General features: G+C 63.8%; 20 protein-coding genes. 7 read left to right on the top strand and 13 right to left on the bottom strand.

All coding sequences use genetic code 11. The annotated features are described in order from the left end of the window. Positions 1 to 209: 209 nt before the first annotated feature. The 6 genes from cobG to HMPREF3173_RS09860 all read left to right on the top strand — a co-directional run bounded on the left by cobG (position 210) and on the right by HMPREF3173_RS09860 (position 6,069). Complete coding sequence (gene cobG / locus HMPREF3173_RS09885; protein WP_070572735.1) at positions 210 to 1,535, top strand: precorrin-3B synthase; 1,326 nt, start codon at positions 210 to 212, stop codon at positions 1,533 to 1,535. Further along, on the top strand, positions 1,528 to 2,154 hold the full coding sequence (locus HMPREF3173_RS09880) for a precorrin-8X methylmutase (RefSeq protein WP_070572733.1): 627 nt from the start codon (positions 1,528 to 1,530) through the stop codon (positions 2,152 to 2,154). Before cobG ends, HMPREF3173_RS09880 begins: the two co-directional genes overlap by 8 nt. Next, entirely contained in the window at positions 2,154 to 2,885 is a 732-nt protein-coding gene (locus HMPREF3173_RS09875) for a precorrin-2 C(20)-methyltransferase (protein ID WP_043207927.1), read from the top strand. Before HMPREF3173_RS09880 ends, HMPREF3173_RS09875 begins: the two co-directional genes overlap by 1 nt. Beyond that, the gene (gene cobJ, locus HMPREF3173_RS09870; RefSeq protein ID WP_070572730.1) at positions 2,873 to 4,594 is read left to right on the top strand and encodes a precorrin-3B C(17)-methyltransferase; all 1,722 of its coding nucleotides are present in this window, start codon (positions 2,873 to 2,875) and stop codon (positions 4,592 to 4,594) included. The genes HMPREF3173_RS09875 and cobJ overlap by 13 nt, the downstream gene beginning before the upstream one ends. An 82-nt stretch (positions 4,595 to 4,676) precedes the next feature. After that, complete coding sequence (locus HMPREF3173_RS09865; protein ID WP_052352398.1) at positions 4,677 to 5,363, top strand: hypothetical protein; 687 nt, start codon at positions 4,677 to 4,679, stop codon at positions 5,361 to 5,363. Positions 5,364 to 5,445: 82 nt separating this feature from the next. Continuing rightward, positions 5,446 to 6,069 (top strand): hypothetical protein, encoded by a 624-nt coding sequence (locus HMPREF3173_RS09860; protein WP_070572727.1) that lies wholly within the window; start codon positions 5,446 to 5,448, stop codon positions 6,067 to 6,069. Positions 6,070 to 6,088: 19 nt separating this feature from the next. On the opposite strand, the gene HMPREF3173_RS09855 is transcribed toward HMPREF3173_RS09860, so the two are convergent. The 8 genes from HMPREF3173_RS09855 to prmA form a co-directional block, all read right to left on the bottom strand. Continuing rightward, entirely contained in the window at positions 6,089 to 6,685 is a 597-nt protein-coding gene (locus HMPREF3173_RS09855; RefSeq protein ID WP_043207917.1) for a MarC family protein, read from the bottom strand. Positions 6,686 to 6,829: 144 nt separating this feature from the next. Continuing rightward, on the bottom strand, positions 6,830 to 9,601 hold the full coding sequence (locus HMPREF3173_RS09850) for a hybrid sensor histidine kinase/response regulator (protein WP_070572725.1): 2,772 nt from the start codon (positions 9,599 to 9,601) through the stop codon (positions 6,830 to 6,832). Positions 9,602 to 9,733: 132 nt separating this feature from the next. After that, positions 9,734 to 11,026, bottom strand: coding sequence for a phosphoribosylamine--glycine ligase (purD, locus tag HMPREF3173_RS09845; RefSeq protein WP_070572722.1), 1,293 nt, complete (start codon positions 11,024 to 11,026; stop codon positions 9,734 to 9,736). A gap of 182 nt (positions 11,027 to 11,208) precedes the next feature. Then, positions 11,209 to 12,816: a bifunctional phosphoribosylaminoimidazolecarboxamide formyltransferase/IMP cyclohydrolase gene (gene purH / locus HMPREF3173_RS09840; protein WP_070572720.1), complete on the bottom strand. Its 1,608-nt coding sequence runs from the start codon at positions 12,814 to 12,816 to the stop codon at positions 11,209 to 11,211. A 77-nt stretch (positions 12,817 to 12,893) separates the two neighbouring features. Continuing rightward, the gene (gene fis, locus HMPREF3173_RS09835) at positions 12,894 to 13,214 is read right to left on the bottom strand and encodes a DNA-binding transcriptional regulator Fis (protein ID WP_008093076.1); all 321 of its coding nucleotides are present in this window, start codon (positions 13,212 to 13,214) and stop codon (positions 12,894 to 12,896) included. Continuing rightward, positions 13,211 to 14,224: a tRNA dihydrouridine synthase DusB gene (gene dusB / locus HMPREF3173_RS09830; RefSeq protein WP_043207912.1), complete on the bottom strand. Its 1,014-nt coding sequence runs from the start codon at positions 14,222 to 14,224 to the stop codon at positions 13,211 to 13,213. The genes fis and dusB overlap by 4 nt, the downstream gene beginning before the upstream one ends. A gap of 223 nt (positions 14,225 to 14,447) precedes the next feature. Next, positions 14,448 to 15,812 carry a DUF3426 domain-containing protein gene (locus HMPREF3173_RS09825; protein WP_070572718.1) on the bottom strand — a complete coding sequence of 455 codons (1,365 nt, stop codon included), beginning with the start codon at positions 15,810 to 15,812 and terminating at the stop codon, positions 14,448 to 14,450. Between the two features lie 41 nt (positions 15,813 to 15,853). Continuing rightward, the gene (gene prmA, locus HMPREF3173_RS09820) at positions 15,854 to 16,732 is read right to left on the bottom strand and encodes a 50S ribosomal protein L11 methyltransferase (protein ID WP_070572716.1); all 879 of its coding nucleotides are present in this window, start codon (positions 16,730 to 16,732) and stop codon (positions 15,854 to 15,856) included. A gap of 186 nt (positions 16,733 to 16,918) precedes the next feature. Here prmA and HMPREF3173_RS09815 point away from each other — a divergent pair, with 186 nt between their 5' ends. After that, positions 16,919 to 20,821, top strand: coding sequence for a hypothetical protein (locus HMPREF3173_RS09815; protein WP_070572714.1), 3,903 nt, complete (start codon positions 16,919 to 16,921; stop codon positions 20,819 to 20,821). A 56-nt stretch (positions 20,822 to 20,877) separates the two neighbouring features. Here the strand turns inward: HMPREF3173_RS09815 and accC are convergent, their stop codons facing one another. The 5 genes from accC to HMPREF3173_RS24925 all read right to left on the bottom strand — a co-directional run. Next, positions 20,878 to 22,233: an acetyl-CoA carboxylase biotin carboxylase subunit gene (gene accC / locus HMPREF3173_RS09810; protein ID WP_043207909.1), complete on the bottom strand. Its 1,356-nt coding sequence runs from the start codon at positions 22,231 to 22,233 to the stop codon at positions 20,878 to 20,880. Positions 22,234 to 22,250: 17 nt separating this feature from the next. After that, on the bottom strand, positions 22,251 to 22,718 hold the full coding sequence (gene accB, locus HMPREF3173_RS09805; protein WP_043207908.1) for an acetyl-CoA carboxylase biotin carboxyl carrier protein: 468 nt from the start codon (positions 22,716 to 22,718) through the stop codon (positions 22,251 to 22,253). Positions 22,719 to 22,819: 101 nt separating this feature from the next. Further along, on the bottom strand, positions 22,820 to 23,272 hold the full coding sequence (gene aroQ, locus HMPREF3173_RS09800) for a type II 3-dehydroquinate dehydratase (RefSeq protein ID WP_070090423.1): 453 nt from the start codon (positions 23,270 to 23,272) through the stop codon (positions 22,820 to 22,822). Between the two features lie 180 nt (positions 23,273 to 23,452). Next, complete coding sequence (locus HMPREF3173_RS09795; protein ID WP_070572711.1) at positions 23,453 to 25,231, bottom strand: protein-disulfide reductase DsbD; 1,779 nt, start codon at positions 25,229 to 25,231, stop codon at positions 23,453 to 23,455. A gap of 207 nt (positions 25,232 to 25,438) precedes the next feature. Continuing rightward, the coding region (locus HMPREF3173_RS24925; RefSeq protein ID WP_256544290.1) for a methyl-accepting chemotaxis protein at positions 25,439 to 25,909 on the bottom strand (471 nt) is incomplete at its 5' end.

Raw genomic sequence — 25,909 nt, 5'->3', positions numbered from 1 at the left:
GGCGCCCTTCGCGAGTGAGCCCGCACTCACAGAAGCCGCACAGCCCAAGGGGGGCGGATGATCCTGTGGGAGCGGGCTCACCCGCGAAGAGGGCGACGCGGTCCGGAATTTCTGCTCAATCGCAGTCGATGCTCGACCGTCGGCTTTTCATGCCGCCGGACAAAGCAGGCATAATACCGCGCCTTCTACACTCAAGCGCATTTTCAAGATTGCCGGACGCCCCCTTGAATCAGCCTCTCGTCCCTGCCGTGTCACCCCGCCCCTCGGCTTGCCCGGGGTTGTGGCGCATCGTCGCGGCCCGTGACGGTGGCATCTGCCGGATCAAACTCCCCGGCGGCCTGCTGCTGGCCGACCAGGCCGAGGCCGTGGCGACGGCGGCAGAGCGTTTCGCGGGCGGCGTGATCGAGGCGACCAATCGCGGCAATCTGCAGATCCGCGGCATCGGCGCGGACCACGCTGGCCTGATCGAGCATCTGTTGGCCGCCGGCCTCGGCCCGCGCGAAGCAGCAGGCGACGATGTGCGCAATGTGATGCAAAGCCCGCTGGCCGGGCTCGACCCTGACATGCTCATCGACACGCGCCCCTTGGCCGAGCAATTGCTGCACCTGCTGGAGACCACCCCGCGCTTGCATGGACTGTCGGCCAAGTTCGCTGTGCAGCTCGATGGCGGCGAGCGTCTGGCGATGCTCGAACACCCTCACGACCTGTGGCTTTCGGCAATGATGCTCGATGGCCGTCCCTGTTACGCCTTTGGCTTGGCCGGCTGCCCGGCCAGTGGCCAGGTCCTGGGCGCCGTGCCGGCCGAGCACGGGCTAAGGCTGGCTCATGCTGTGCTGGAGCGCTTCCTGGATCTGGCCAAGCCAGAACAGTCGCGGATGCGCCAGTTGCTCGAGGACTACCCCGCTGAGCGTTTCGTCGACAGCCTGGACCTGGATATTCGGCGCGATGGCGCAGTGCTGGGTTGGCGACGTGCGCCGGCCACTGGCGACTGGCTGGGGCCGCTGCCTCAACGCCAAGGCATGGCCTGGGGTGTCGCCCCGCCGTTGGGCCGACTGACTCCGGTCATGTTGCGCAGCCTCGCCAGGCTGGCCCGTGATGCCGGTGACGGCAGCCTGCGCGTGAGCCCCTGGCAGAGTCTCGTTCTGCCCAATGTCGACCTGGCGATGATCGACCGGGCCGAGTTGAACCGTCTTGGGCTGATCTGGGATGCCGGCCAGCCCTTGGCCCGCCTGACCGCCTGCACCGGTGCCGCCGGCTGTGCCAAGGCCCTGGCCGATACCAAGGCCGATGCCCTGATCATCGCTTCCTTGCTGCAAAAAGGTGGCCCCGGCAGTGTGCATGTTTCCGGCTGCCTGCGTTCCTGTGCCGTGGCTCATGTCGCCCCGGCCACCTTGCTGGCCCGCTCGCCGGGCCGTTATGACCTGTATTTGCGCGACGCGAACCAGCCGGGCTTCGGCAGGCTGCGTGCGCGCGACCTTTCCCCAGAAGAAGCAGGCGCCATGCTCGACCTGCCGACGGAGCACCTTGATGATTGACTACATCCGCGATGGTCAGGAGATCTATCGCAATTCCTTCCGGATCATCCGCGAGGAAGCCCGGCTCGAGCGGATCCCCGCCGACCTGGAGAAACTCGCCGTGCGGGTGATCCATGCCTGCGGCATGGTCGATGCCATCGATGGTTTGCAGTTTTCCGAAGGCGCCGGCACTGCAGGCCGCCAGGCCCTGGCCAACGGTGCGCCGATCCTGTGCGACGCGCACATGGTCGCCGAAGGCGTGACCCGCGCGCGCCTGCCGGCCAACAACGAGGTGATCTGCACCCTGCGCGACCCCAGCGTGCCCGACTTGGCCAAGAAGTTGGGCAACACCCGTTCGGCGGTGGCGCTGGAACTGTGGCGTCCGCATCTGGAAGGCAGCGTGGTAGTGATCGGCAATGCGCCGACCGCGTTGTTCTACCTGCTGGAGATGCTCGACGCTGGTGCGCCCAAGCCTGCGCTGATCCTTGGCTTCCCGGTCGGTTTCGTTGGCGCGGCGGAGTCCAAGACGATGCTGGCCGCCGACAGCCGTGGCGTGCCATTCGTGATCATGCAAGGCCGTCTGGGCGGTAGCGCGATGGCCGCCGCCGCGGTCAACGCCCTGGCCACGGAGGTGGAATGATGCAGCCACGTGGACGTCTGTTCGGCCTGGGCGTGGGCCCCGGTGACCCCGAGCTGATCACGGTCAAGGCCCTGCGCCTGCTGCGCGAGTCGCCTGTGGTCGCCTACTTCGTGGCCAAGGGCAAGCGCGGCAATGCCTTTGGCATCATCGAAGCGCACCTGCAGCCTGAGCAGACCTTGATGCCACTGGTGTACCCGGTGACCACCGAGGTGCTGCCCGAGCCGCTGTCCTATGAGCAGGTGATCAGCGACTTCTACGACGAGGCTGGCGTGCAGGTGGCCGAACACCTGGATGCCGGTCGCGACGTGGCGGTGATCTGCGAGGGCGACCCGTTCTTCTACGGTTCCTACATGTACCTGCACGACCGCCTGGCCCAGCGCTACGAGACCCAGGTGATCCCGGGCGTGTGCTCGATGCTCGGTGGCGCCTCGGTGTTGGGCGCGCCACTGGTGTATCGCAACCAGAGCCTTTCGGTGCTTTCCGGCGTGCTGCCCCATGAGGAGCTCAAGCGTCGCTTGGCCGATGCCGATGCGGCGGTGATCATGAAACTGGGGCGCAACTTCCCCAAGGTGCGCCAGGTGCTCGGCGAACTGGGCCTGGCTCAGCGCGCGCTGTATGTCGAGCGCGCGACCATGGCCAACCAAAAGATCGTCCCGCTCGATGACGTGGACCCGCAGTCCTCGCCGTACTTTTCCTTGATCGTCGTACCGGGTGAGAAATGGCAGGGATGAACATCGGCAAGGCACCCGCGATCGTCATCCTTGGCCCCGGCAGCCTGGCGACGGCGCAGCGCATCCAGCTGTGCTATCCACAGGCGAAGATCCTGGGCCTGGCGGGTCGGGTGGAGGGCGTGGACGCTCACTATGAACATTTCGGTGACACCCTGCGCGAGCTCTACCAGCAGGACACCCCGATCATCGCCCTGTGCGCTGCCGGCATCGTGATCCGCACCCTGGCCAGCCTGCTCACCGAGAAAGGCGCCGAGCCGCCGGTATTGGCCGTGGCCGAGGACGGCAGCGCTGTGGTGCCGCTGCTCGGCGGCCTGTCGGGGGTCAATGTCATGGCCCGGGCGATCGCCCAGGCGCTGGACGTGGCTGCGGCCATCACTACCAGCGGCGAGCTGCGCTTCGGCACTTGCCTGCTCAATCCCCCGGAGGGCTATGCCCTGGCGGACCTGGAGCAGGGCAAGCGTTTCGTCTCCGACCTGCTGGCGGGCGAGTCGGTGCGGGTCGAAGGCGATGCGCCCTGGCTCGACCAGGCGCAATTGCCGCAGCACGACCAGGCCCGGCGCATCATCCGCGTGGGATGCGAAGCGCGTCCGGCCAGCCGTGACGAGCTGCTTATCCATGCCCGCTCGGTGTTGGTGGCGGTCGACGGCGCGGCGCCTGATCTGGCAGAGCGCGTGCCTCAGGCGTTGGCCGAGGCAGGTATCGCCCAGGCCGCGTTAGCCTGCGTGTTGGCCGATGAGCACTACATGGCCGAGCCGGCCTTGCACGAGGCGGCCCAGGTGTTGGGTATCGCCCTGCGTTTCGCGCCAGCGACTGGGCGCCTGTCCGAGCAGGTCGAGCAGGCCGTGCCAGGGGCGCGCCTGATCGAGCAGGGCGATGTGGTGATCGCCGTGGCGCCAGCGCCGATCGAGCCGACCCAGGTCGGTCGCGGCCGTGGCCGCCTGGCAGTGATCGGTCTCGGCCCCGGCGCGGCCGACCTGATGGTGCCTGCGGTCAAGGCAGAGCTGGCGCGGGCGCAGGATGTGCTCGGCTACGAAACATACGTGCGCATGGCCGGCCCGTTCCGCGCCGACCAGGTGTTGCATTGCACCGACAACCGCGAAGAGATGCAGCGTGCACGACACGCCTTCGAGCTGGCAGCCGAAGGGCGTTCGGTGGTCGTGGTGTCCTCGGGTGATCCGGGCGTGTTCGCCATGGCGGCCGCTGTGCTCGAAGCCTTGCACGAATCCAGCGACCCCGCCTGGCACCGGGTGGATCTGCAGATCCTGCCCGGCGTTTCGGCATCGCTGGCCACCGCTGCCCAGGCCGGTGCGCCGCTGGGGCATGACTTCTGCGTCATGTCCCTGTCGGACAACCTCAAGCCCTGGTCGATCATCGAAAAGCGCCTGGACCTGGCCGCCCAGGCCGATCTGGTCCTGGCTTTCTACAACCCTATCTCCAAAGCCCGCCCCCACCAGTTGGGGCTGGCGCTGAGCGTCGTTCGCAAGCACCGCGAGGCGAGTACGCCCGTTGTGCTGGGCCGTGACATCGGGCGCCCGGGGCAGTCGCTACGGGTGGTCACCCTGGGCGAGCTGGTGCCGGCGATGGTGGACATGCGCACGATGGTACTGATCGGCTCCTCGACCACCTGTACCTTCCCACGCGCAAACGGCGGCGAATGGGTCTATACCCCGCGTTGGTACCCGCTTAAGCCCAACCTCCTGGAAGCATGACCTGCTGAACTGCTCATCCCTACAGGCATAGCCTTCGAGTCCTACCCGGTATCCGCCGGGTTCTGACTCAAGGATTTGCATGATGAACGACAAACTGATTACCGATACAAACTCCGCCGCTGTGGTGGAGCAATCGCTGATGACATTCGCTGCTGGGATGAGCCTGCAGAATCGCATCGATGTCATGAGCTCCTACCAGTTCGCATCGCTGGTCGCCTCCAAACTTTATGACAGCGAAGACCAGAGCGAGCAGTGGTACAAGCAGAACCTCAAGGTCATGGAAGACCTGGGCTGGCTGACAGTGCGCCGAACCTACGAGCGTGAACACTCCGGCGAGCAATCGCTCGTTCTGGGCGCTATCGCCTTCAAGGCGATGAAGGTTGTGGGCCAGGCTGTCTTTGGCGGCCCCGTCACTGAGGCGATTAGCAAGATCGCCGAGTCGGCGCTTGATGGGCTGGGAAAGTTCACCGAAGCCCAAGAACTCTTCAAGCGCAACTTCAAGGATAAAATGGCTGGCACTGTTGGCTTGACGGCTTGTCTCGAGACGGATGACGGGCGGCTGATGATGGTGCAAACCGCAGTCAGTACCAAAGGCATGGTACGGGATCTGGACACGATCGCGTTCGAGTGGAAAAACAACGCTGCCTACCACTACTCGGGTACCGCGTTTCTGACGTTCAACACCCAACACTACGCCCGCGTGCGCGAGCATGTGGAAAAGCGGCTGGGTGATCGCCGATTCGACAATGTACTGCAATACGATTTCTGACGCCCGGTACCTGCTTTGCGCGTAGCGTCTGTAGGTACTATGCGGGAAGCATGCCTTGTACGGCCCAACGAGGATATGCATCGTGAACAAGCATCGAGCTGCAGTGGCAGGTAGCAGCCTGGTCGCTTTCCTGCCAGGCATCACCTTGGCGCAGCGCCAAGCGGTTTTGTCGGCAGCGCTGATGGCGGAGCGGGTGACGCGTACCGACCATGACGAGGGGCTGGTGACCGACTGGTTCAGCCATTACCGCAGGCAACTGCAGTTTTATGGTTGGGACGCGGTATCGGCGCAGCAGGTTCATTGGCCTGAGCTCGAGCGCCCCGGCATAGTCAATGCCGCGCTGCGCCGTATAGAAGCCACGGCCGGTGAACGTTATTCGACCGCCGTGAAGCTGGCGATGAACGGTTTGGCCTTGAACGACTGGCCGCTGTTGAATTTTGAGCAGCGCACTCGTGAGCGCGGGGTGTTCCAACTACTACCCTGTGCTCCCGGGAAACCCGGATATGTTGATCTGGTGCTTTACCATGAGCGTTGTGAGACCGATACGCTGAGTACTGGATTTCTGTTTCGCAACCGGCAGGAAACCCGGGTTCAGGCCGAGCTCGTCCGTTTCAACACGCGCCTTTTCGATCAGCAGTTTCGTGAGTTGGTGGAAAGGCGCCTGGAGAAGATCGCCCGGCAGCAGATCCTTTCCTTCGAAATTTGAGGCCATGGGCCCATTCCGGTCAGGGCACCAGGTATCCCTTGATCCCGGTGAAGATGATCTGTGCGGCCAGGGCGCAGACGAACAGCCCCATCAGGCGGCTGACGATCTGCAGGCCTTGGTCGCCCAGGATCCGCTCGATGCGGTTCGACAGATACAGCACCAAGCCAACCGTGAAGCTCGCCAGCGCGATACTGACGATGGCCAGCAGCTTGTCGTCCCAGTGCGGTTGGCCAACGCCCATCACCAGCAACGCACCGATGGTGCCGGGGCCGACGGTAAGCGGGATGGTCAGCGGAACGATGGTCACGTCCTGCTGCACGTTGTCAGCCTGGACCGCTGCCTTGCCCTGGGCCATGCCCAGCGCCGAGATGAACAGCACGCTGCCGGCGCCGATACGGAAGGCGTCGGGGGTAATGCCGAATACGCCGAAGATCGCACGTCCGAACAGGTAGAGCACCACGCTGGCCACCAGCGCCGCGATGGCCACGCGCCAGGCAAGCTGCTTGCGCTCCTTGCTGGAGTAGCCGCGGGTCAGGCTGATGAAGCAGGACAGCACGAAGAATGGGCTGTAGAGCACGAGCATTTTCAGGTAGACGCTGAACAACTCATGGAGCATGGCGCAAATCCATGGCGGGGAGGGTGTGGGCAAGTGTATCAGGCGCAATGGCGGCGCGGCTTGCGAGGCTCTCATGCACGAAGCAGGCGGCGCGGTAAATGGCTGCGGCGCAGGCAACACAGCAGCGTTGTTCCTTCAGGGATCTCACGGAGTCTGCAAACGGTCCGAGGCCGCGGCCCGCTTGCTGGCCCAGAACTGGATCAGCTCGCGCAATTGCGATAGCTCCACCGGCTTGGCCATGTGCCCGTCCATGCCGGCCTGTCGCGCGCGGTCCTTGTGTTCGGTGAGGATATGCGCGGTCAATGCAACCACCGGCGTGCGCTCGCGTTGGTTGGCGGCTTCCCAGGCGCGTAGTTGCTCGGTGGCGGAGAAGCCATCGAGCACTGGCATCTCGCAGTCCATCAGCACCAGATCATAACGCTGCGCTTTCATGGCGCGCAGGGCTTCCTCGCCATTGCTGGCGGTATCTGGCTCAAGGTTGAGCTTGCCGAGCATGCCGCGGATGACCTTGGTGGAAATGCTGTTGTCCTCGGCGACCAGCACACGGAAGTCGCTGGGCAGGTCCAATGGCGGAGGTGGGCCGGGCAGTGTAGGGGCAGGCGGCTGCTCGCGACCGCGCAGGGCGAGCTCTTCGGCCAGCGTGGTCTTGAGGGTATAGCCGGCCACAGGCTTGGCCAGGATGCGTTTGACCCCGGCATTGCGGGCGATGATCTTGCTCGGCGCATTGCTGATGCCGGTGAGCATCACCACCAGGATGTCGTGGTTCAGGCTCGGATCTTCCTTGATTTTGGCCGCCAGCTGCATGCCGGTCATGCCGGGCATGTTCTGGTCAAGCAGCACGGCGTCGAAGTAGTCGCGCAGGTGTGCCTTGGTGCGCAGCAGGGCGAGCGCTTCCTTGCCCGAAGGCACGGCGCTGACGTTCATGCCCCAGGCACTGCACTGCTGCACCAGGACTTTGCGGCAGGTGTCGTTGTCGTCCACCACCAGCACGCGAGCGTCGCGCAGCGGGCCATCGAGGTCGGCCGGCGGCTGCTCCAGGCGCGAGGGGTCGAGCGGCAAGGTCAGCCAGAGGGTGTTGCCCATGCTGGTGCTGCTCTTGATGCCGAACTCGCCCTGCATCAGGCCGATCAGCTGTTTGGCGATGACCAGCCCCAGATGGCCGCCGAGCTTGTTGCTGGAAAGGAACTGATGGCTGTGCAACTGGGCTTGCAGCAAGGCTTCACGCTCGGCGGCGGGCATCGACTCGCCGCTGTCCTGCACGGCGATGCGCAGGCGTGGCAGGTCGCCGCGCTGGTCCAGGGCCACCACCAGCAGGATCTCGCCTTGCTCGGTGTTCTTCAGGGCGTTTTCCAGCAGGCTCGACAGCGCCTGGCGCAGTCGGGTCGGGTCTCCGCTGATGACTCGTGGCACCTGGGGCTGGGTGAAGCTGATCAGCTCGATGTTCTGCTGTTCGGCCTTGGCCCGGAAAATGTTCAGGCAATCCTCGATCAGGGCATTGAGGTCGAACTGCACATCATCCAGTTCGATCTGTCGGGATTCGAGCTTGGAGATGTCGAGGATTTCGTTGATCAGCGTGAGCAGTTCGTTGCCGGCACTGTGGATGGTCTGCACATAGTCGCGCTGCTTGACCGACAACGGCGTGCCCAGCAGCAATTCGGTCATGCCCAGCACCCCATTCATGGGGGTGCGGATCTCGTGGCTGATCTTGGCCAGGAACTCGGCCTTGGCGTTGATCTCGGCATCGCTGGCAGCCAATGCGCGGCTGGCGCGGAAGCGCTCCTCGCTGATGCGGCGCAGCCGTTCGCTGACCGACAGGTTCAGCAGCAAGCCGCTGGCCACGGTCAGCCCCATCAGGATGAACAGCAGCCATGGGGTCGAGGTGCGCGTCAGGCCCAGCAAGGCCGGCAGCAGCACCAGACCGCCCAGGTTGAATATCAGCATGGCCACGGCGAACAGTCGCGCAGGGCCGTAGCCCTTGTACCAGTGGTAGGCACTGACCAGCAGCATGGTCACGCTGCCGAGCGCGAGCAGGGCGTAGGTCATCAGGTTCAGTGGCAAGGTGTCCACGAACAGCAGCACCAGGCCGCTGACCGCGACGATCAGCATTTCTGCGTGCAGTAGCCGGTTGCAGCGGATCGAGCTGCAGGGGGTGAAGAAGTGCTGGGTGAAATACAGCCCGGCCAGCCCTGCCAGGACCAGGGTCAGGTAGGCGGCTGGGGTCTGGGCGCTGTGCCACAGCTGCCACCAGGGGCCGCTGAGGTTGAGCAGGATCAAGGCGCTGAGCAGCATCAGGCCGTGGTAGAGGGCCAGGATCAGCGTGGTGCTGGAACGGGTGTAGAGGAAGCGAATCAGGTTGTGCAGGATCAGCATCACCAGGCCGCCGAACAGCAGGCCGAACAGCAATGGGCGCGTCTGGTCGGCCGCGGCCCAGGCCGCAGGCTCCAGGCTGATGGCCGGACGCAACTGGTGTTCGGAGACCAGGCGCAGGTAGATGTCCAGCGTGCGCGGGCTGTTGGGCAGCGGCAACAGGTGATCGCTGCTGCGCAGGGTGGGGCTGGCATTACCGCCCTGACGACCATGGTGCAGTTGGCGAACGAGCTTGTCGCCATCCAGCGCGTAGAGGTCCAGGCGTGAGAGGTCGGGTGCGAAGACCCGCAGCAGTTGCTCCTGCTCCCCCGGCTCGAGCCGGTAGTGCAGCCACAGCGCCTGGTCGGCGGGGGCGGCATCGAGTTCGAACAGTTGCAGGGGGCTGAACTGGTTGCGGTAGCGGTCCGAGCGGATATCGCTCAGTTGCAGGTTGGCCTGTTCGTCGAGCAGAACGCTCCAGCCTCCACCTTGTTCGGCCGAGGCCGGGGGAAGGCAGAGCAGCGTCAGCAGGCTGACGATCAGGGCAATGGCAATCCGAAGCCGACGCAAGACGAGATCCCTTCCTAGCCGTTGTGCAGGATAACTATGCGCGGGGCGCCAAGACGAAGGCAAGGCCCCGGCGGGGCCTTGTCGACGAGCCGGAGGCCGTGAGCCAGGGGCGTCACGGCGATCCGTTGCAGCTTACTGGTGCTCGCCACGCTCGCGGGCGATCGCACGGTAGCCGATGTCGGTGCGGTAGAAGCTACCGTCCCAGTTGATTTGCTCGGCCAGGCGGTAAGCCTGTTGCTGGGCGGCCTCGACGGTGGCACCCATGGCAGTGGCGCAGAGCACACGGCCACCGGCGGTCACGACCTTGCCGTCCTTGAGCGCGGTGCCGGCGTGGAAAACCTTGCCCTCGAGCTTGGCGGCAGCGTCCAGGCCGTTGATCACGGCGCCTTTGGCGTAGTCGCCCGGATAGCCGCCGGCGGCCAGAACCACGCCCAGGCTCGGCTGCGGGTTCCACTGGGCCTCGACCTTGTCCAAGGCCTTGGCGAAAGCCGCCTCGACCAGCAGCACCAGACTCGACTCCAGGCGCAGCATGACCGGCTGGGTTTCCGGGTCGCCGAAGCGGCAGTTGAACTCGATGACCTTGGGGTTGCCCGCCTTGTCGATCATCAGGCCCGCATAGAGGAAGCCGGTGTAGACGTTGCCTTCCTCGGCCATGCCACGAACGGTCGGCCAGATCACCTGGTCCATCACACGCTGGTGCACATCGGCGGTGACGACCGGCGCCGGGGAGTAGGCACCCATGCCGCCGGTGTTCGGGCCAGTGTCCTTGTCGCCGACGCGCTTGTGGTCCTGGCTGGTGGCCATCGGCAGCACGTTGTGGCCGTCGACCATGACGATAAAGCTGGCTTCCTCGCCGTCGAGGAACTCCTCGATGACCACACGCGAACCGGCATCGCCAAAGGCATTGCCGGCGAGCATGTCACGCACGGCGGCTTCGGCTTCCTCGAGGGTCATGGCGACGATCACGCCCTTGCCCGCAGCCAGGCCGTCGGCCTTGATGACGATCGGCGCACCTTTTTCCTTGAGGTAGGCCAAGGCCGGCTCGATCTCGGTGAAGTTCTGGTAGTCGGCGGTCGGAATCTTGTGTCGGGCCAGGAAGTCCTTGGTGAAGGCCTTGGAGCCTTCCAGCTGGGCCGCGCCCTTGGTAGGGCCGAAGCAGTCCAGGCCACGGCTGCGGAACAGATCCACCACGCCGGCCACCAGCGGGGCCTCGGGGCCGACGATGGTCATCTGCACGTTCTGCTCGGCGAAGTCGGCCAGTTGCTCCAGGGCAGTGACGTCGATGGCGACGTTCTCGCACTTGGCCTCGATAGCGGTGCCGGCGTTGCCCGGGGCAACATAGACTTTCTCGACGCGTGGGTCCTGGGCGACTTTCCAGGCCAGGGCGTGCTCACGGCCGCCGCTGCCGATGATCAAAACTTTCATGTCAAAACCTCGAATTCTTTCGGACGGGAGGCAAAGCCTCACGCTGTACGAGGTCGCAATGAAGCAGGTAGATGCAAGGCGGGGTCGGTTCCGATGAGCGGAGTTGCCTTCTGGCAATGAGCATCAGCGGAACCGGCCCCAACGCAGCAGATGCCTGCCTCAGTGCGGCCGATTGCCGTAAATCAGTGGCGGAAGTGGCGCATGCCGGTGAATACCATTGCAATGCCAGCTTCATCGGCGGCAGCGATAACCTCGGCATCACGCATCGAACCACCTGGCTGGATCACGGCGGTGATACCCACTTTAGCCGCATTGTCGATGCCGTCACGGAACGGGAAGAAGGCGTCCGAGGCCATGACCGCGCCCTGAACCTGCAGGCCGGCGTGTTCGGCCTTGATGGCCGCGATGCGGGCGGAGTTGACGCGGCTCATCTGGCCGGCGCCCACGCCGATGGTCTGGCGCTGCTTGGCGTAGACGATGGCGTTGGACTTGACGAACTTGGCCACCTTCCAGGCGAAGACCAGGTCGTGGATTTCCTGCTCGGTCGGGGCGCGCTTGGTCACGACCTTCAGGTCGTCGGCACCGATCATGCCGATGTCGCGGCTCTGTACCAGCAGGCCACCGTTGACGCGTTTGAAGTCCCAACCAGCGGCGCGCTCGGCTGGCCACTCGCCGCACTCCAGCAGACGCACGTTCTGCTTGGCCGCCACGACTTCGCGGGCAGCCTGGGAGATTTTCGGCGCGATGATCACTTCGACGAACTGGCGATCGACGATGGCCTTGGCGGTTTCGCCGTCCAGTTCGCGGTTGAAGGCGATGATGCCGCCGAACGCCGACTCGGTGTCGGTGGCGTAGGCCAGGTCATAGGCCTTGCGGATGCCGCCTTCGTTCTCCGGTACCACGGCCACGCCGCACGGGTTGGCGTGCTTGACGATGACGCAGGCCGGCTTGACGAAGCTCTTCACGCACTCGAGCGCCGCATCGGTGTCGGCCACGTTGTTGAACGACAGCTCTTTGCCCTGCAGCTGGATAGCGGTGGAGATGCTGGCTTCGCCCTTCTTGGCCTCGACGTAGAACGCCGCGCTCTGGTGCGGGTTCTCGCCGTAGCGCATTTCCTGGGCCTTGACGAACTGGCTGTTGAAGGTGCGCGGGAACTCGCTGCGGCCTTCGGTGGACAGGGTGTCCTTGGCCTGGTCGATGGTGCCCATGTAGTTGGCGATCATGCCGTCGTAGGCGGCAGTGTGCTCGAAGGCCTTGAGCATCAGGTCGAAGCGCTGGGCGTAGGTCAGGCCACCGGCCTTGAGGTTGTCCAGGACGCTGGCGTAGTCGCTTGCGTTGACCACGATGGCGACGTCCTTGTGGTTCTTCGCCGCGGAACGGACCATGGTCGGGCCGCCGATGTCGATGTTCTCGATGGCGGTCGGCAGGTCGCAGCCTGGCTTGGCGATGGTCGCCTCGAACGGATACAGGTTGACGGCGACCAGGTCGATCGGCTTGATGCCGTGCTCGTTCATGATGGCGTCGTCGATGCCGCGGCGGCCCAGGATGCCGCCGTGGATCTTCGGATGCAGGGTCTTGACCCGGCCATCCATCATTTCAGCGAAGCCGGTGTAGTCGGCCACTTCCACCGCGTTCACGCCGTTGTCCTTGAGCAGCTTGTAGGTGCCGCCGGTGGACAGGATCTCGACGCCCAGCTGTTGCAGTTCACGGGCGAATTCGAGGATGCCGGTCTTGTCGGAGACGCTGATCAGGGCGCGGCGGATCGGCAGGCGGGTAGTCTGGTCGGTCATTTCGGATTCCATAACGCGGTGGTTTCAGCAAAAAAGGCGCCTCTTGGGAGAGCCGCCTTTTCTGATTGGGATTCGGATTACAACAGATCGTACTGCTTGAGTTTCTTGCGCAAGGTGCCACGGTTGAGCCCGAGCATCTCGCTGGCCTTGGTCTGGTTGCCCTTGACGTAGTTCATCACGCTTTCGAGCAGCGGTGCCTCGACTTCCGACAGCACCAGGTTGTAGACGTCCGTGACGGTCGCGCCTTCCAGGTGGGCGAAGTAGTTGTGCAGCGCCTTCTCCACGCTGTCGCGAAGGGTCTGGCCCTCTTCGCTCGGCGTATTGAGGTGCTGTTTCAGGTTGGCGTTGTCGCTCACGGGCGTTGTTCCACTCACTAATGTCTCGGTCATCATCGTCATGCGGCCACCCCTTGTCCGTCCTCTGTCTCAAGGCTCTCTCGACGTTCGCAAAAGAACGCGCGAACGTTGGCGCACTGCGCTTGTGTGTCTTCCAGCGCGTTGAACCGGGCGCGAAACTCCTTGGCGCCAGGTCGTGTTGCCAGGTACCAGCCCACATGCTTGCGGGCGATACGCACGCCCATCACATCGCCATAGAAGGCATGCAGTGCAGCCAGGTGCTCCAGCAGAATGTGTTCCACTTCATCCAGCGCCGGGGCAGGCAGGTGCTCGCCCGTGCGCAGGTAATGCTCGATCTCGCGGAAAATCCACGGCCGCCCCTGGGCGGCACGGCCGATCAGCAGGCCGTCGACGCCGGTGGCATCCAGCACCGCCCGGGCCTTTTCCGGCGACGTGATGTCGCCGTTGGCAAAAACCGGGATCGACACCGCCTGCTTGATCGCCGCGATGGTGTCGTACTCGGCTTCGCCGGTATACAGATCGGCGCGTGTACGGCCATGGACCGCAAGCGCCTGGATGCCGGCCTGTTCGGCGATCTTCGCCACGGTCAGGCCGTTCTTGTTCGCCCGGTCCCAGCCGGTGCGGATCTTCAGGGTCACCGGTACGTCCACCGCGCCGACCACGGCGTGGAGGATTTCGCTGACCAAGGCTTCATCTCTCAATAAAGCAGAGCCTGCCGCCTTGTTGCAGACTTTTTTTGCCGGACACCCCATGTTGATATCGATGATCTGCGCGCCGGCCTCGACATTGGCCTGGGCCGCCGCGGCCAGCATCTGCGCATCGCCACCGGCGATCTGCACCGAGCGAGGCTCGGGATCGCCTTCATGGATGCGGCGCAGGCGCGATTTGCGGCTGTTCCACAGGCTCATGTCGCTGGTCACCATCTCCGAAACCACCATGCCGGCGCCCAAGCGTTGGCAAAGTGTACGGAAAGGCTGGTCCGTCACCCCGGCCATGGGGGCGAGGATCAGGTTGTTTCGCAGTGTGTAAGGGCCGATGCGTACCGCCGACATAGGTGTTCCCTGTTGTGGGGCCGAATCATGGGAGTCCGAAAAAGGGTTGGCATGATACCCGCTCTCGATGACTGGATAAAGATGAATCTGGATAAAATCTGAACAGCTGCGGGCTTATAACGAGACGCTTCTAGCTGCAAGGTTCAAGCCGCAAGCTTCAGGCCAATCGTTGATTGACCTGCGTTTTTCTTGTGGCTTGAACCTTGCTAATGAGCGCTGCTTTTCATTCCGGCGAGCGGAAGCTCAGGCTGTAGTTCACCGCCTTCGGGCCGGGATCAAGGATGTCCAAGGCGATATGGATGGGGGTCTGGCTGGGCATCTCGCCGCGCCCGGCCAGCTCGCCCGACAGGTACTCGCTGGGCTTGAAGCGACGGCTGGCGATCAACTGGCCGTTGAGGTCGGCAAAGCGCAGCTCCAGCAGTGGGAAAGGTTGGGCGAACGGCGCGCGGTTGTAGATGATCGCATCGACGATCAGGGCTCCCTTGAAGTCCGGGTGGCTGCGCACCACCAGGTTGCTGCTCTTGATGCGGGAGATGTCGACGCGGGTCGGCACTGTGCAGCCGAGCATCGGGCACAGCTGCTGGAACCAGGGACGGTACTGGTCCTGGCGGGCCATTTCATCGAAGTGGTAGGCGATGTACTGGAAGGCCAGCAGCCCTGCGGCCAGCAGGGTCAACAGGCTCCACAGCAGGCGTTTGAACCAGTTTGGCTTGGCCTTTTGCCAGTCGAGCTGCAACGGGTCGTCCACCACATGCACCAGCGGCTCCTTGCGGGAAGGACGTTCGGCCTTGGCGGCCAGCATCGGCTCCGGCCGCTCATCATGCAGATCGTCTGGCTCGTCGTCATCACGTGCGGACAGGCGCAGGCTGCCGGGTTCGTCGTCGTCGCGGGCAGAGAGGCCTTTCTCAGGGATGTCGTCGTGGATCGAGAGTGGTGCCAGCGGCGCGTCGGCAAGGACGTCGCGCGGCGCGTCCTGGGTGAGTGGGCGAGGCTCGTCGTCGTCCAGGTCCAGGCCGCCCAAGGTCGGCTCGGTGCGTTCGCCGGGTGCCGGCTCGAGGTCCAGATCGAGGGTTTCCTGTTCGACCAGCACGGGGGCCGGCGCTTCGGCGGAAGGCGGCTCCGGCACATGATCGGTGGCGGTGCCGAAGGGCTCGTGCGCGTGCTCATCGTGGCGATGGTCATCGCGGCGGGCCTGCAAGGCCTCTTCACGTGATGGCGCCTGGCGCTCCTGGTGGGGTTCGCGACGCTCGAGACGGGCCAGTTCCTGGTCCAGGTCCAAATCATCCAGCGCTTGTGCGGTGACCGCCCAATCGTCCTGTTGCGGGCTCGGTGCCGGCTGCGCAGGCACGTCCTGAGGCGGCAGGGCCGGCTCAGGTTGCGCGACCGGGGCTGGCGCAGGTGCTGGTGGCGGGCTAGCCGCCTCAGGTGTGTCGGCGCTCCGGTTCTGCTCCAGCAACTGCTTGGCAGCGTTGAACACCTGCAGGCAGTGGCCGCAGCGCACCACGCCGCGCGCCATGCTCAATTGCTGGTAGGTGACGCGAAAGCTGGTCTGGCAATGAGGGCACTGGGTGACGAAACTGTCGGTCATGCGGCAATCCGGGCTATGCAGGTGGTTAAGTCTAGGTGGGCCTAGCGGCGGCGACCACTGATACGTACCCAGCCGTCGCGCACGACGATTGGGTCCAGATCGAAGTCGGCAGCATAGGCAGCGGCTACTTCGTCGCCTTGCTCGGCAAGGATGCCGGACAAGGCCAGCAGGCCACCGGGGCGAACCAGGCCGGACAGTTGCGGGGCCAGCGAGACCAGCGGGCCGGCCAGGATGTTGGCGACCAGTACGTCGGCTTGCATGGCGGGCATCTGCTCGGGCAGGTACAGGGCCAGTCGCTCGTCGGCGATGCCATTGCGCTGGGCGTTGTCACGCGAGGCTTCGATGGCTTGCACGTCGATGTCGGTGCCGATCGCCTCGCGGGCGCCCAGCAGCAGGGCGGCGATGGCGAGAATCCCTGAACCGCAGCCAAAGTCCAGGACCTGGGTGCCTTCGAGCTGCTGGCCGTCGAGCCACTCCAGGCACAGGGCGGTGGTCGGGTGGGTGCCGGTGCCAAAGGCCAGGCCCGGGTCCAGGAGCAGGTTGACCGCGTCTTTTTCCGGGGCCTCGTGCCAGCTTGGCACGATCCACAGGCGCTGGCCGAAGCGCATGGGCTGGAAGTTGTCCATCCAGCTGCGCTCCCAGTCCTGGTCTTCGATCACTTCGGCGTGGTGCTCGGGCAGCTCGGCGCCGGTGAGCAGGCGCAGGTGGGCGAACACCGCTTCGGGCTCAGCGTCAGCCTCGAACAGGGCCAGCAGGTGAGTGTGCGACCAGAGCGGAGTGGTGTTGAGGTCCGGTTCGAAGATGGGCTGATCTTCGGCGTCCATGAAAGTCACCGAGACGGCGCCGACTTCGAGCAGGGCGTCTTCGTAGGTTTCGGCTTGGTCTGGGCTGATGGCCAGGCGAACTTGCAGCCAGGGCATGGCGGGCACCTTTGGTAAATCGACAGGGGCAGCCCAGGGCTGCGCGTAGCCTGGCAGTTTACTTGAGTGCGTGGGGTTTGTGCATTCCGTGCATTGGCGGTTTCCGGCGCGGGTAGTTGCTTGCTACCGCATGTCGGTCGGTGTCCAGACCAATCCTTGGTGGCTTCTCAATCAGGATTGATCGTCATGAGTGCATCCGTTTCGCCACCTGTCTCCACGACCAGCTCGCCTATCCTTGAGCGCCTCATTGTTTGGGCCGAGCATTTCCAGCGACGACTGAACGATCAGTCAACCTTCTTCGAGGTCGCTGAGAACAATCTTCTGGTGGAGTTGAAAACCCATTACAGCGACGCTATCGATCCGCGTTTGCCGCACGACCTGCTCGATGCGGCGCTGCAACATCGGATCGATCAGAGGCCGCTGGTATTCGATGCGCAGTTGCACGCGCCTTATCGTCCGGATGGGCGTGTCGTTCAGGAAATACCCGAGACGCGCCGGGATGTCATGGTCCAGCTCGTGGAAAGCGCAAGCACCCGGCTTCTGGATAATTACCAGGATTACCTGACCCGTTACTGGCAGGTGGCGCCCCAAGGGCTTGTGCAGCGGCAAGCGTATCTCGTCCGTGTTGCCGAGCGAGTGGAAGCGCATTGTCAGAGCATCAAGGCCACACTGGAGTCGGCAGCGCTTCTCGACATGTCGGTGGAGAGGCTGCGTGCGCAGCTCGGTGAGCACGAACACCAGTGGCATGAGCAGTTGGCGTTATCAAGCTTGGCCACCGAAACCGAGCGTGAAGCGGTCGATGGCGTGACCAAATCCCACTCTCCACATTGGTACAAATTGCTGGATGAAAGCCAGCGCTCTTGTCTGGAGAAGGCTTGGGAGGACTGGCAGGATGCGCAGGACCAAGCGGGTCGCGCACTGGGCGATGTGCGTTCGCTGCAGCGCCACGCCAGTCGCTGTGCGCAAGACTATCTGGACGAGCATTTTGACGCACCGCTGCTCGCTGACCGGATTACATTCAAGCGGCGAAGGCGAGGCGCCTCACTGCAGGACGGGGAATCGCTGAGCTTGACGGAGCTGGTGGCGGAAGGGGCGCTGAATATCGACCAGCTATATGAGCTCAGTGATATCACCAACACCTCGCTATTGTGCCCGCCACCGAGCGCAGCGCAGATTCGCGAGTTGGCGGCCAGCGTCGATGCCAAGGCAACCTACCTGCCAGCGCTGACCAAGCGCCACGAAGCAGCCGAGGTCAAGCAGGCGCTGTTCGATGCCTATGATTTCGGCCTGAAGTACAGCGCGCAACGCGCCGTGTATGCAGGGCATCTGCAGAACGCTCATCATGCCCGGTTGTCATCCCTGCGGCAGGGCAATCAGGCTGAGTGGGAGGTCAGTGCCATCGAGCTGTTCGACGGCATGGTTTGCAGTGACCTGTTGGTGTTCTTTCGTAGCCAAGAAGGCGTTTTGGACAGCCTGTTCTTGTATGCGCCAGCAAAGCCGGACGGACAGGAGTGGATCGAGCTCAGCTCCCTTCGCATGCTCAGCACCGAGATTGGCGGCTGGATGAAAGAGGCGGCTGGCCAAGACTACCTGCTGTCGCAATTACCCGTGGGGCAGCGCGACAGTGCTGCCGTGGAAATGGGGAAAATTCAGTCACTGCCCGCTGCGTGGGATCTGACCCGCGATCTTCGCAGTGCAGACCGAGGTTATCGGGCTTGTATCGAACAAGGCGTTCGGGCACGCATGAAGATGCGCGAGCATGAAGTGCAGGCCAGCGAGTCGCCACGTTGGTACAGCGTGCTGGGCATCGAGGAGCGTCGGGTGATCAACCTGCTTTGCAACGAGGCCCGTGGCGCCGAGCAGGCATTCATCGAAGCGCTGAAAGACTATGAGAGTTTTCAGGACTTTGCCCGACGTACGGTGGGCGAAGCCATCAAGCCGTATCTGGTAAAGCAGGGCATCACCGATCCGGTGGCACCGGAATCGATCGTCTTCGACTTGAGCACGACATTGGCCGATGGGACGACACGTTCTGTCAATCTGCTCGACGTGGTCTGCTATGGCTATGACGACAATTCGGGTATCGACCACCCGAAGCGAGGCGTGCGCTCGCTTGTCGGTCAGGACCTATCTGCGCTGCGAAGCGCCGACCTTGCCCGATACGCGCGTGGTGCCTATGTGGGAGAAAAGTACATTGCTCATGTGCGTGAGCGCTTCCTGCTGGCCGGTTCGGTGGAGTATGCGAACTACCAGCAGCTGTTCGGCAGCGCCCTGCTGAGCGGCATGGATCGTGACTTGCGAGTTGCGCATGGTCGCGCAGAGATCGATCTTGAGACCTACGAGGCGCTGACGCGTCTGGTCACTGAACTGGGACGCACGCTAAGAAAAGAGAAGGCAAGCGGGTCTTCCGAACAAGTGGCCGATCACGATGGGATTTTTAGGCTGACCATCGAGGGGCACGTCATCCTGGGGTGCTATGTGTTCCGCCACATCCAGGAGGGGACAGCCCAGGACTGGCTGTATGCGCCGGCGGAGCCGAACGGTCGTTTGTTCAGCCGATACAGCACACTGGGGCATGAAATGTCAGGGGTGGCAAACGATTACCTGATTGCGCGGGCGCCTCTGGCGGGCAGGCGCAAGGTCGAACAACGCCTGATTGCCCTGGCTTCGGGCAGTGCCTCCCGAGATTCACTGCGCGGCCTTCAGCACGTCATCACCATCGCTGCTGAATACGAGGCCTATATCGAACATGCGCTGGCGGATGTCGATGAGGTGACGAGCAGCCACTTCGAGGTGATTCGCACGCAAGTCGCCAAGGGGTTGTTGTACGCGCTGGTGCCGCTTTCTCTCGTCTCGCCGCCGTTCGCAGCGTTGCTGGGCGCCTATTTTGTCGCGGCGCCGCTGCGCTCGGCGATTATCGCCCACACGCGCAAGGACACCGCGCATGCCCTGCAACAGTGGTTGCTCGCCTCTTGGGGTTTGCTGGGGCTGATGATCGTGCTGCCAGGGTTTTCGCTCAGAGCGGTCAGGTCGTTGCTGGACGAAACACGGCACATGCTGGCGATCAAGCAAGTGTCCTCTGCCAGCTGCAGGCGCGCTCCTTCGATGCGTTTGGACAAGCGGTGGGCGGTCAAGGGTGAGCCGGCGAACCTTCAGGAAGTCACCGAGGCGGGCATTTGGCAAGGCACCTACCGCAGCGGCGCATCAAGCGAGGCGCCTGGGGTCCGGCACTTCGTCCGCCACCAGGGGCGGTACTTCCAGGTCGAGAGGGACGTGGAACATGGCACGCTGCGCGTGATCAAGGCCAACCGGCCCGACAGTCTTCACCGGGAGGCTATCGTCCGCAGTGCAGATGGTCGCTGGGTGGCCAATAGCACAGGCCTGCGCGGGGGCAACACCGTGCATGACTTAGGGCGGATCACCGACGTGCGGCAAGTCGCCCAGGGTACGAGCCCTGATCCGCTTCGCGGAGCGCTGCAGGGCGAAGCGGTGGTCGGGCGGCTGTCGGCCAGCAGCGCGGACAACTACCTGTTCACGCTCAATGTGCAGAGCTGCGTGGCCGTTTCGCTGTACAACCCGGCAACCAAATGGGGCGCGGTCATCCACTTCGACCATAACATCCGCGGGCTCATCGAACGCGCGATCCGGGACGTTCTGTCTCGCATCCAGAGTGCCGGAGCAGGGGAGGTGCGTGCCGTGATGGCGGGTGGGGATTGGTTGGGAGGGACGAGCATCGGCGAACCGATCCGGTCAGTGCTCAGGCGCCAGGGGATATCCGCACAGTGGGACCATTGGTCGTACTCTTCATGCTTTGGCAAGACCTATGGCATGACATTGGACTTGGGCACTGGTGTGACCCAGGTCTATACCACCTCCGGCGACTTGGTAGCAGGCTTGTACGATCCGATTCTGCGTGGAGCCCGCGCGGGGGCCGCGGGTATCAGCGGCAGGGCTGGCCGAGTGCTAGCGCGAGTCAGGGCCGAACCGTTGTACCAGTTGCGCAGCGGCCAGGTCAGCGATGGCGCGGGTCGGGTCTACAGGGCCAGCGAGTACGAGAACAACGCCATCGCGATTCATCTGGTGTCCTGACCGCCAAATAAAAACCCCGGCACTGGGCCGGGGTTTCTTGCATCACGCTAACGCGATCACTCCTGGTTGGCCAGTTTGTGCTCGAGGTAGTGGATGTTGACGCCGCCTTTGCAGAAACCTTCATCACGCACCAGGTCGCGGTGCAGTGGGATGTTGGTCTTGATGCCGTCGACGACGATCTCGTCCAGGGCATTGCGCATGCGAGCCATGGCCTCGTCGCGGTCCTTGCCGTAGGTGATCAGCTTGCCGATCAGCGAGTCGTAGTTCGGCGGAACCGAGTAACCGCTGTACAGGTGCGAATCGACGCGAACGCCGTTGCCGCCTGGAGCGTGGAAGTGCTTGACCTTGCCTGGGCTCGGAATGAACTTCTTCGGATCCTCGGCGTTGATACGGCACTCCAGCGCGTGACCACGGATGACCACGTCTTCCTGACGGATCGACAGTTTGTTGCCAGCGGCGATGCTGAGCATCTCCTTGACGATGTCGATGCCGGTGACCATTTCCGAAACCGGGTGCTCGACCTGGACGCGGGTGTTCATCTCGATGAAGTAGAAACGGCCGTTCTCGTACAGGAACTCGAAGGTACCAGCACCGCGGTAGCCGATCTCGATGCACGCGTCGACGCAACGCTTGAAGACTTCCTGACGGGCCTTCTCGTCGATGCCTGGCGCTGGTGCTTCTTCCAGGACTTTCTGGTGACGGCGCTGCAGCGAGCAGTCGCGATCGCCCAGGTGGATGGCGTTGCCCTGGCCGTCGGACAGGACCTGGACTTCCACATGACGTGGGTTGGTCAGGAACTTCTCCAGGTAGACCATCGGGTTGCCGAAGGCGGCACCGGCTTCGGTACGGGTCAGCTTGGCCGAGGCGATCAGGTCCTCTTCCTTGTGCACCACGCGCATGCCGCGACCACCACCGCCACCGGCGGCCTTGATGATCACCGGGTAGCCGACGTCGCGGGCGATCGCCAGGGCGACCTCTTCGTCTTCCGGTAGCGGGCCGTCAGAGCCCGGCACGGTCGGTACGCCGGACTTGATCATCGCGTCCTTGGCCGAAACCTTGTCGCCCATCAGGCGAATGGTGTCGGCTTTAGGGCCGATAAAGGCGAAACCGGATTTCTCCACCTGCTCGGCGAAGTCGGCGTTTTCCGCCAGGAAGCCGTAACCCGGGTGGATGGCGGTGGCGCCTGTCACTTCGGCAGCGGCGATGATCGCCGGGATGTGCAGGTAGGAATCCTTGGACGATGCAGGACCGATGCAGACCGACTCGTCTGCCAGGCCCAGGTGCATCAGTTCGCGGTCGGCCGTGGAGTGAACAGCGACGGTCTTGATACCCAGCTCTTTGCAGGCACGCAGGATCCGCAGGGCGATTTCCCCGCGGTTGGCGATCAGGACTTTTTCGAGCTTCCCAGACATCGTTGGCTCTCCGCGGTTCAAACGATGGTGAACAGCGGCTGGTCGAACTCAACCGGCTGACCGTCTTCCACCAGGATGGCGTCGATGACACCGCCGATCTCGGCTTCGATGTGGTTCATCATCTTCATGGCTTCGACGATGCACAGGGTGTCGCCTTTCTTCACGGTCTGACCGACTTCAGCGAAGTTGGCCGAGGTCGGCGAAGGCTTGCGGTAGAAGGTACCGACCATTGGCGAGCGAATCACGGTGCCTTTGAGGGCTGGAGCGGCAGCGGCGGCTTCGGCGGCCGGGGCAGCGGCAGCGACTGGCGCGGCAGCGGCGACAGGGGCAGCGGCCGGAGCCGGGGCGGCGAAGTACTGGGCACCGGCCGGGGTCTTGCTGTGACGGCTGATGCGAACGGACTCTTCGCCTTCCTTGATCTCCAGTTCGTCGATGCCAGACTCTTCCAGCAGTTCGATCAGCTTCTTGACTTTACGGATATCCATTAATCATCAACTCCCAAGGTTCGGTCGGGGACTTAATTTTAAAAACGTGTCTAAAACGTTTCTCTAGAGCCCTGGCCCCGAAGGGCCAAAGCCTTGTGTCATCAGGGCTGTGCGTTGGCAGCCAGGTATTCCAGCGCGGACTCCAGGGCCAACCGATAACCGGTGGCGCCCAGACCGCAGATCACCCCTACGGCGACATCGGAAAAGTAGGAGTGATGACGGAACGGTTCACGCTTGTGCACGTTGGAGAGGTGCACTTCGATGAATGGGATGCTCACAGCCAGCAATGCGTCACGTAATGCGACGCTGGTGTGGGTGAAAGCAGCCGGATTGATCAGGATGAAGTCCACGCCTTCGTTGCGCGCGGCATGGATACGGTCGATCAATTCGTACTCGGCATTGCTCTGCAGGTATTGCAGGTGGTGGCCAGCGGCGCGGGCGCGCTGCTCCAGGTCCTGGTTGATCTGGGCCAGGGTCACGGCACCGTAGTGGCCTGGTTCGCGGGTACCGAGCAGGTTCAGGTTGGGGCCGTGCAGCACCAGTAGGGTTGCCATCTGCGATTCCTTGGGTTTTGTAGGGCAATACGACATGAGCGCGGCGACTATGCCGCAAGAGGGCGTCGGGTGTCCAGTTCCCTGCAATAGCCAACACGTTGTCCGAGGTTCGCGCAAAGTATGTGACCAGATCATTAAGTCTGGTCACATACTTTGCTGAAGTTGCCCGGTCCGGAGAAGTTATAGACCCAGTTTGCCGCGCACGCGCGTCAGAATTGCCGCAAATTCGCCGGCGTTTATCTCGCCAATGACCCGATCAGCGGAAAGTTCGCTGCCGTTCGCTGCAAAAAACAGCAGCGCAGGCGGGCCGAACAGCTGGTAGCGGTCGAGCAGGGTGCGTTGCTCTGCGTTGCTTTCGGTGATGTCGAAACGCAACAACTTGAACGCGCCCAATTGTGATCGGACCTGTGGTGCGCTCAGTACTTCGTGTTCGATCACCTTGCAGCTGATGCACCAGTCGGCGTACCAGTCCAGCAGTACCGGTTTGCCGGCGGCCTTGGCGTCGGCGAGCGCTGCATCCAGTGCGGCGGGCGTGGTGATGGTCTGCCAGGCGTCGGTCTTGCTGGCCCGGCTGGCGTCGAGGCTGGCTACTGCCGGGGGCGGCAAGGGGCGCAAGGGGTCGCCTTGACCGCTCAGGGCGCCATACCAGCAGGCCAAGGCGTAGACCAGCAGGGCCAGGCCGAGCAATTGGGCCAGGCGTTGACGCGGGGTCTTGACCACGAACTCCAGGGCGCCGAGGAACAGCGCCACGCCCGCGGCGAGCAGACCGACCAGCAGCAACGTCGCAGGCCCTGGCAGCACGCGGCTGAGCAGGCCGATGGCCAGGCCCAGCAGGAGAACCCCGACGGCATTCTTGACGGTGTTCAGCCACGGGCCGCTCTTGGGCAGCCACGCTGCCCCTCCGGTGGCCACCAGCAGCAGCGGCGCGCCCATTCCCAGGCCCAGGGCGAAGAGTTTCAGCGCCCCGCCCAATGCATCGCCGCTCGCGCTGATGTACAGCAGGGCTCCGGCCAGCGGCGCCGACACGCAGGGGGAGACCAGTAGGCTGGACAGCACGCCAAGCACGGCCGCACCGAGCAGCGAGCCGCCTTTGGTGCGGTTGGCCATGCTGTCCAGGCGGCTGCTTAGCGCCTGCGGGAGCTTGATTTCGAACAAGCCGAACATGGCCAGGGCAAACAGCACGAAGAACAGCGCGAATGGCACCAGCACCCACGCCGACTGCAGGCGTGCCTGCAGGTTCAGGCTGGCGCCGAACATGCCCATCAGCGCCCCGAGCACGGCAAAGGACACGGCCATCGGGAGCACATAGGCCAGCGACAGGCTCAGCCCACGCCAGCCACCCACCTGCCCGCGCAGCACCACACCGGACAGGATCGGCAGCATCGGTAGCACGCAGGGGGTGAAGGTCAGGCCTATGCCAGCGAGGAAGAACAGCAGCAGTGACTGCCAGCCCCAGCCTTGCTCGGCGCCACCTGCGCCGGTCTCGGGTTTCCCGCCGGTGCCGTCGATGCTCAGCCGTTCGGTTTCCGGCGGATAGCACAGGCCTTTGTCGGCGCAGCCCTGGTAGCCCACCAGCAAGGTGAAGGGACGTGGATCGGTGCGTGGCAACTGGATGTCGACCACGCCGTGGTAGACCTCGACATCGCCAAAGAACTCGTCGTGCTTGGCTTCGCCCTTGGGAATATCGGCCGGGCCCAGGGCGATGTCGGCGGGCTCTGTACGGAATTTGAAACGATGGCGGTAAAGGTAATAGCCGTCGGTGGCGACGAAGCGTAGCTTGACGGTCTGGGCGTCGGCCTGGACCAGGCTGAGCTTGAAGGCTTCGTGGACAGGCAGGAAGTCGGCGCTGTTGCTCAGGGAGGCGGCGCCGAGAGTGGCGCTGGGGCGGTTGTCGAGCAGGCCCGCGGCGAAGGCAGGGCTGGCCAGCAGCAGGAACAGCAGGAAAAACAGGCGGCGCATGGCGGTCTCGCTAGGTGAAACGTGGGCGCATCATAGCGGACTTGCCCGCGATTGGGGCCTGGTTGGCCGGCAGCGCGACACATGGCCGCTGGATTTCAGGTTGTCAGTACCGACGCATTCGCGGGTAAACCCGCTCCCACAGGGCTCACCGCGATCCTTGTGAGCGCGGGTTTATCCGCGAATGCCTTCGCTCAGGCGCCGAGGCGCTCAGAGGCGAAACGCCCGCACCGCCGTGTTCAGCTCGCCGCCAAGCTGGAGCAACTGCTCGCCCTGCTCACGCCCTTCACCAATGCGCTGCAGGTTGTCCTCGCCCAGTGCGTGAATCCGTTCGCTGTGATCGCGAATCTCACTTACCGCGCCCGTCTGCTGGGCGGTTACCTCGGCGATGCGTACCGCCGTGTCGGCAATCGTGCGGATGGCACCGACGATTTCATCGAGAGCGCCATCGGCAGCCTGGGCCTGGCTGGCGGTGGCTTCGGCGTGTTCGAGCTGGGTGCGCATGCCGTTCACCGATTCACGGGCGGCTTGTTGCAGGCGGTCGATCAAACCTTGGATTTCACCCGTAGCTCCCGTGGTGCGCTGGGCCAGCGAGCGCACCTCGTCGGCGACTACAGCGAAGCCACGGCCCATCTCGCCGGCCCGTGCAGCTTCGATGGCGGCATTGAGCGCCAGCAGGTT

The sequence above is a fragment of the Pseudomonas sp. HMSC08G10 genome (assembly GCF_001808425.1).
Taxonomy (GTDB): Bacteria; Pseudomonadota; Gammaproteobacteria; order Pseudomonadales; family Pseudomonadaceae; genus Aquipseudomonas; species Aquipseudomonas guariconensis.
Note: the sequence above shows the minus strand (reverse complement) of the source record. Positions and strands in the feature narration are given on the sequence as shown.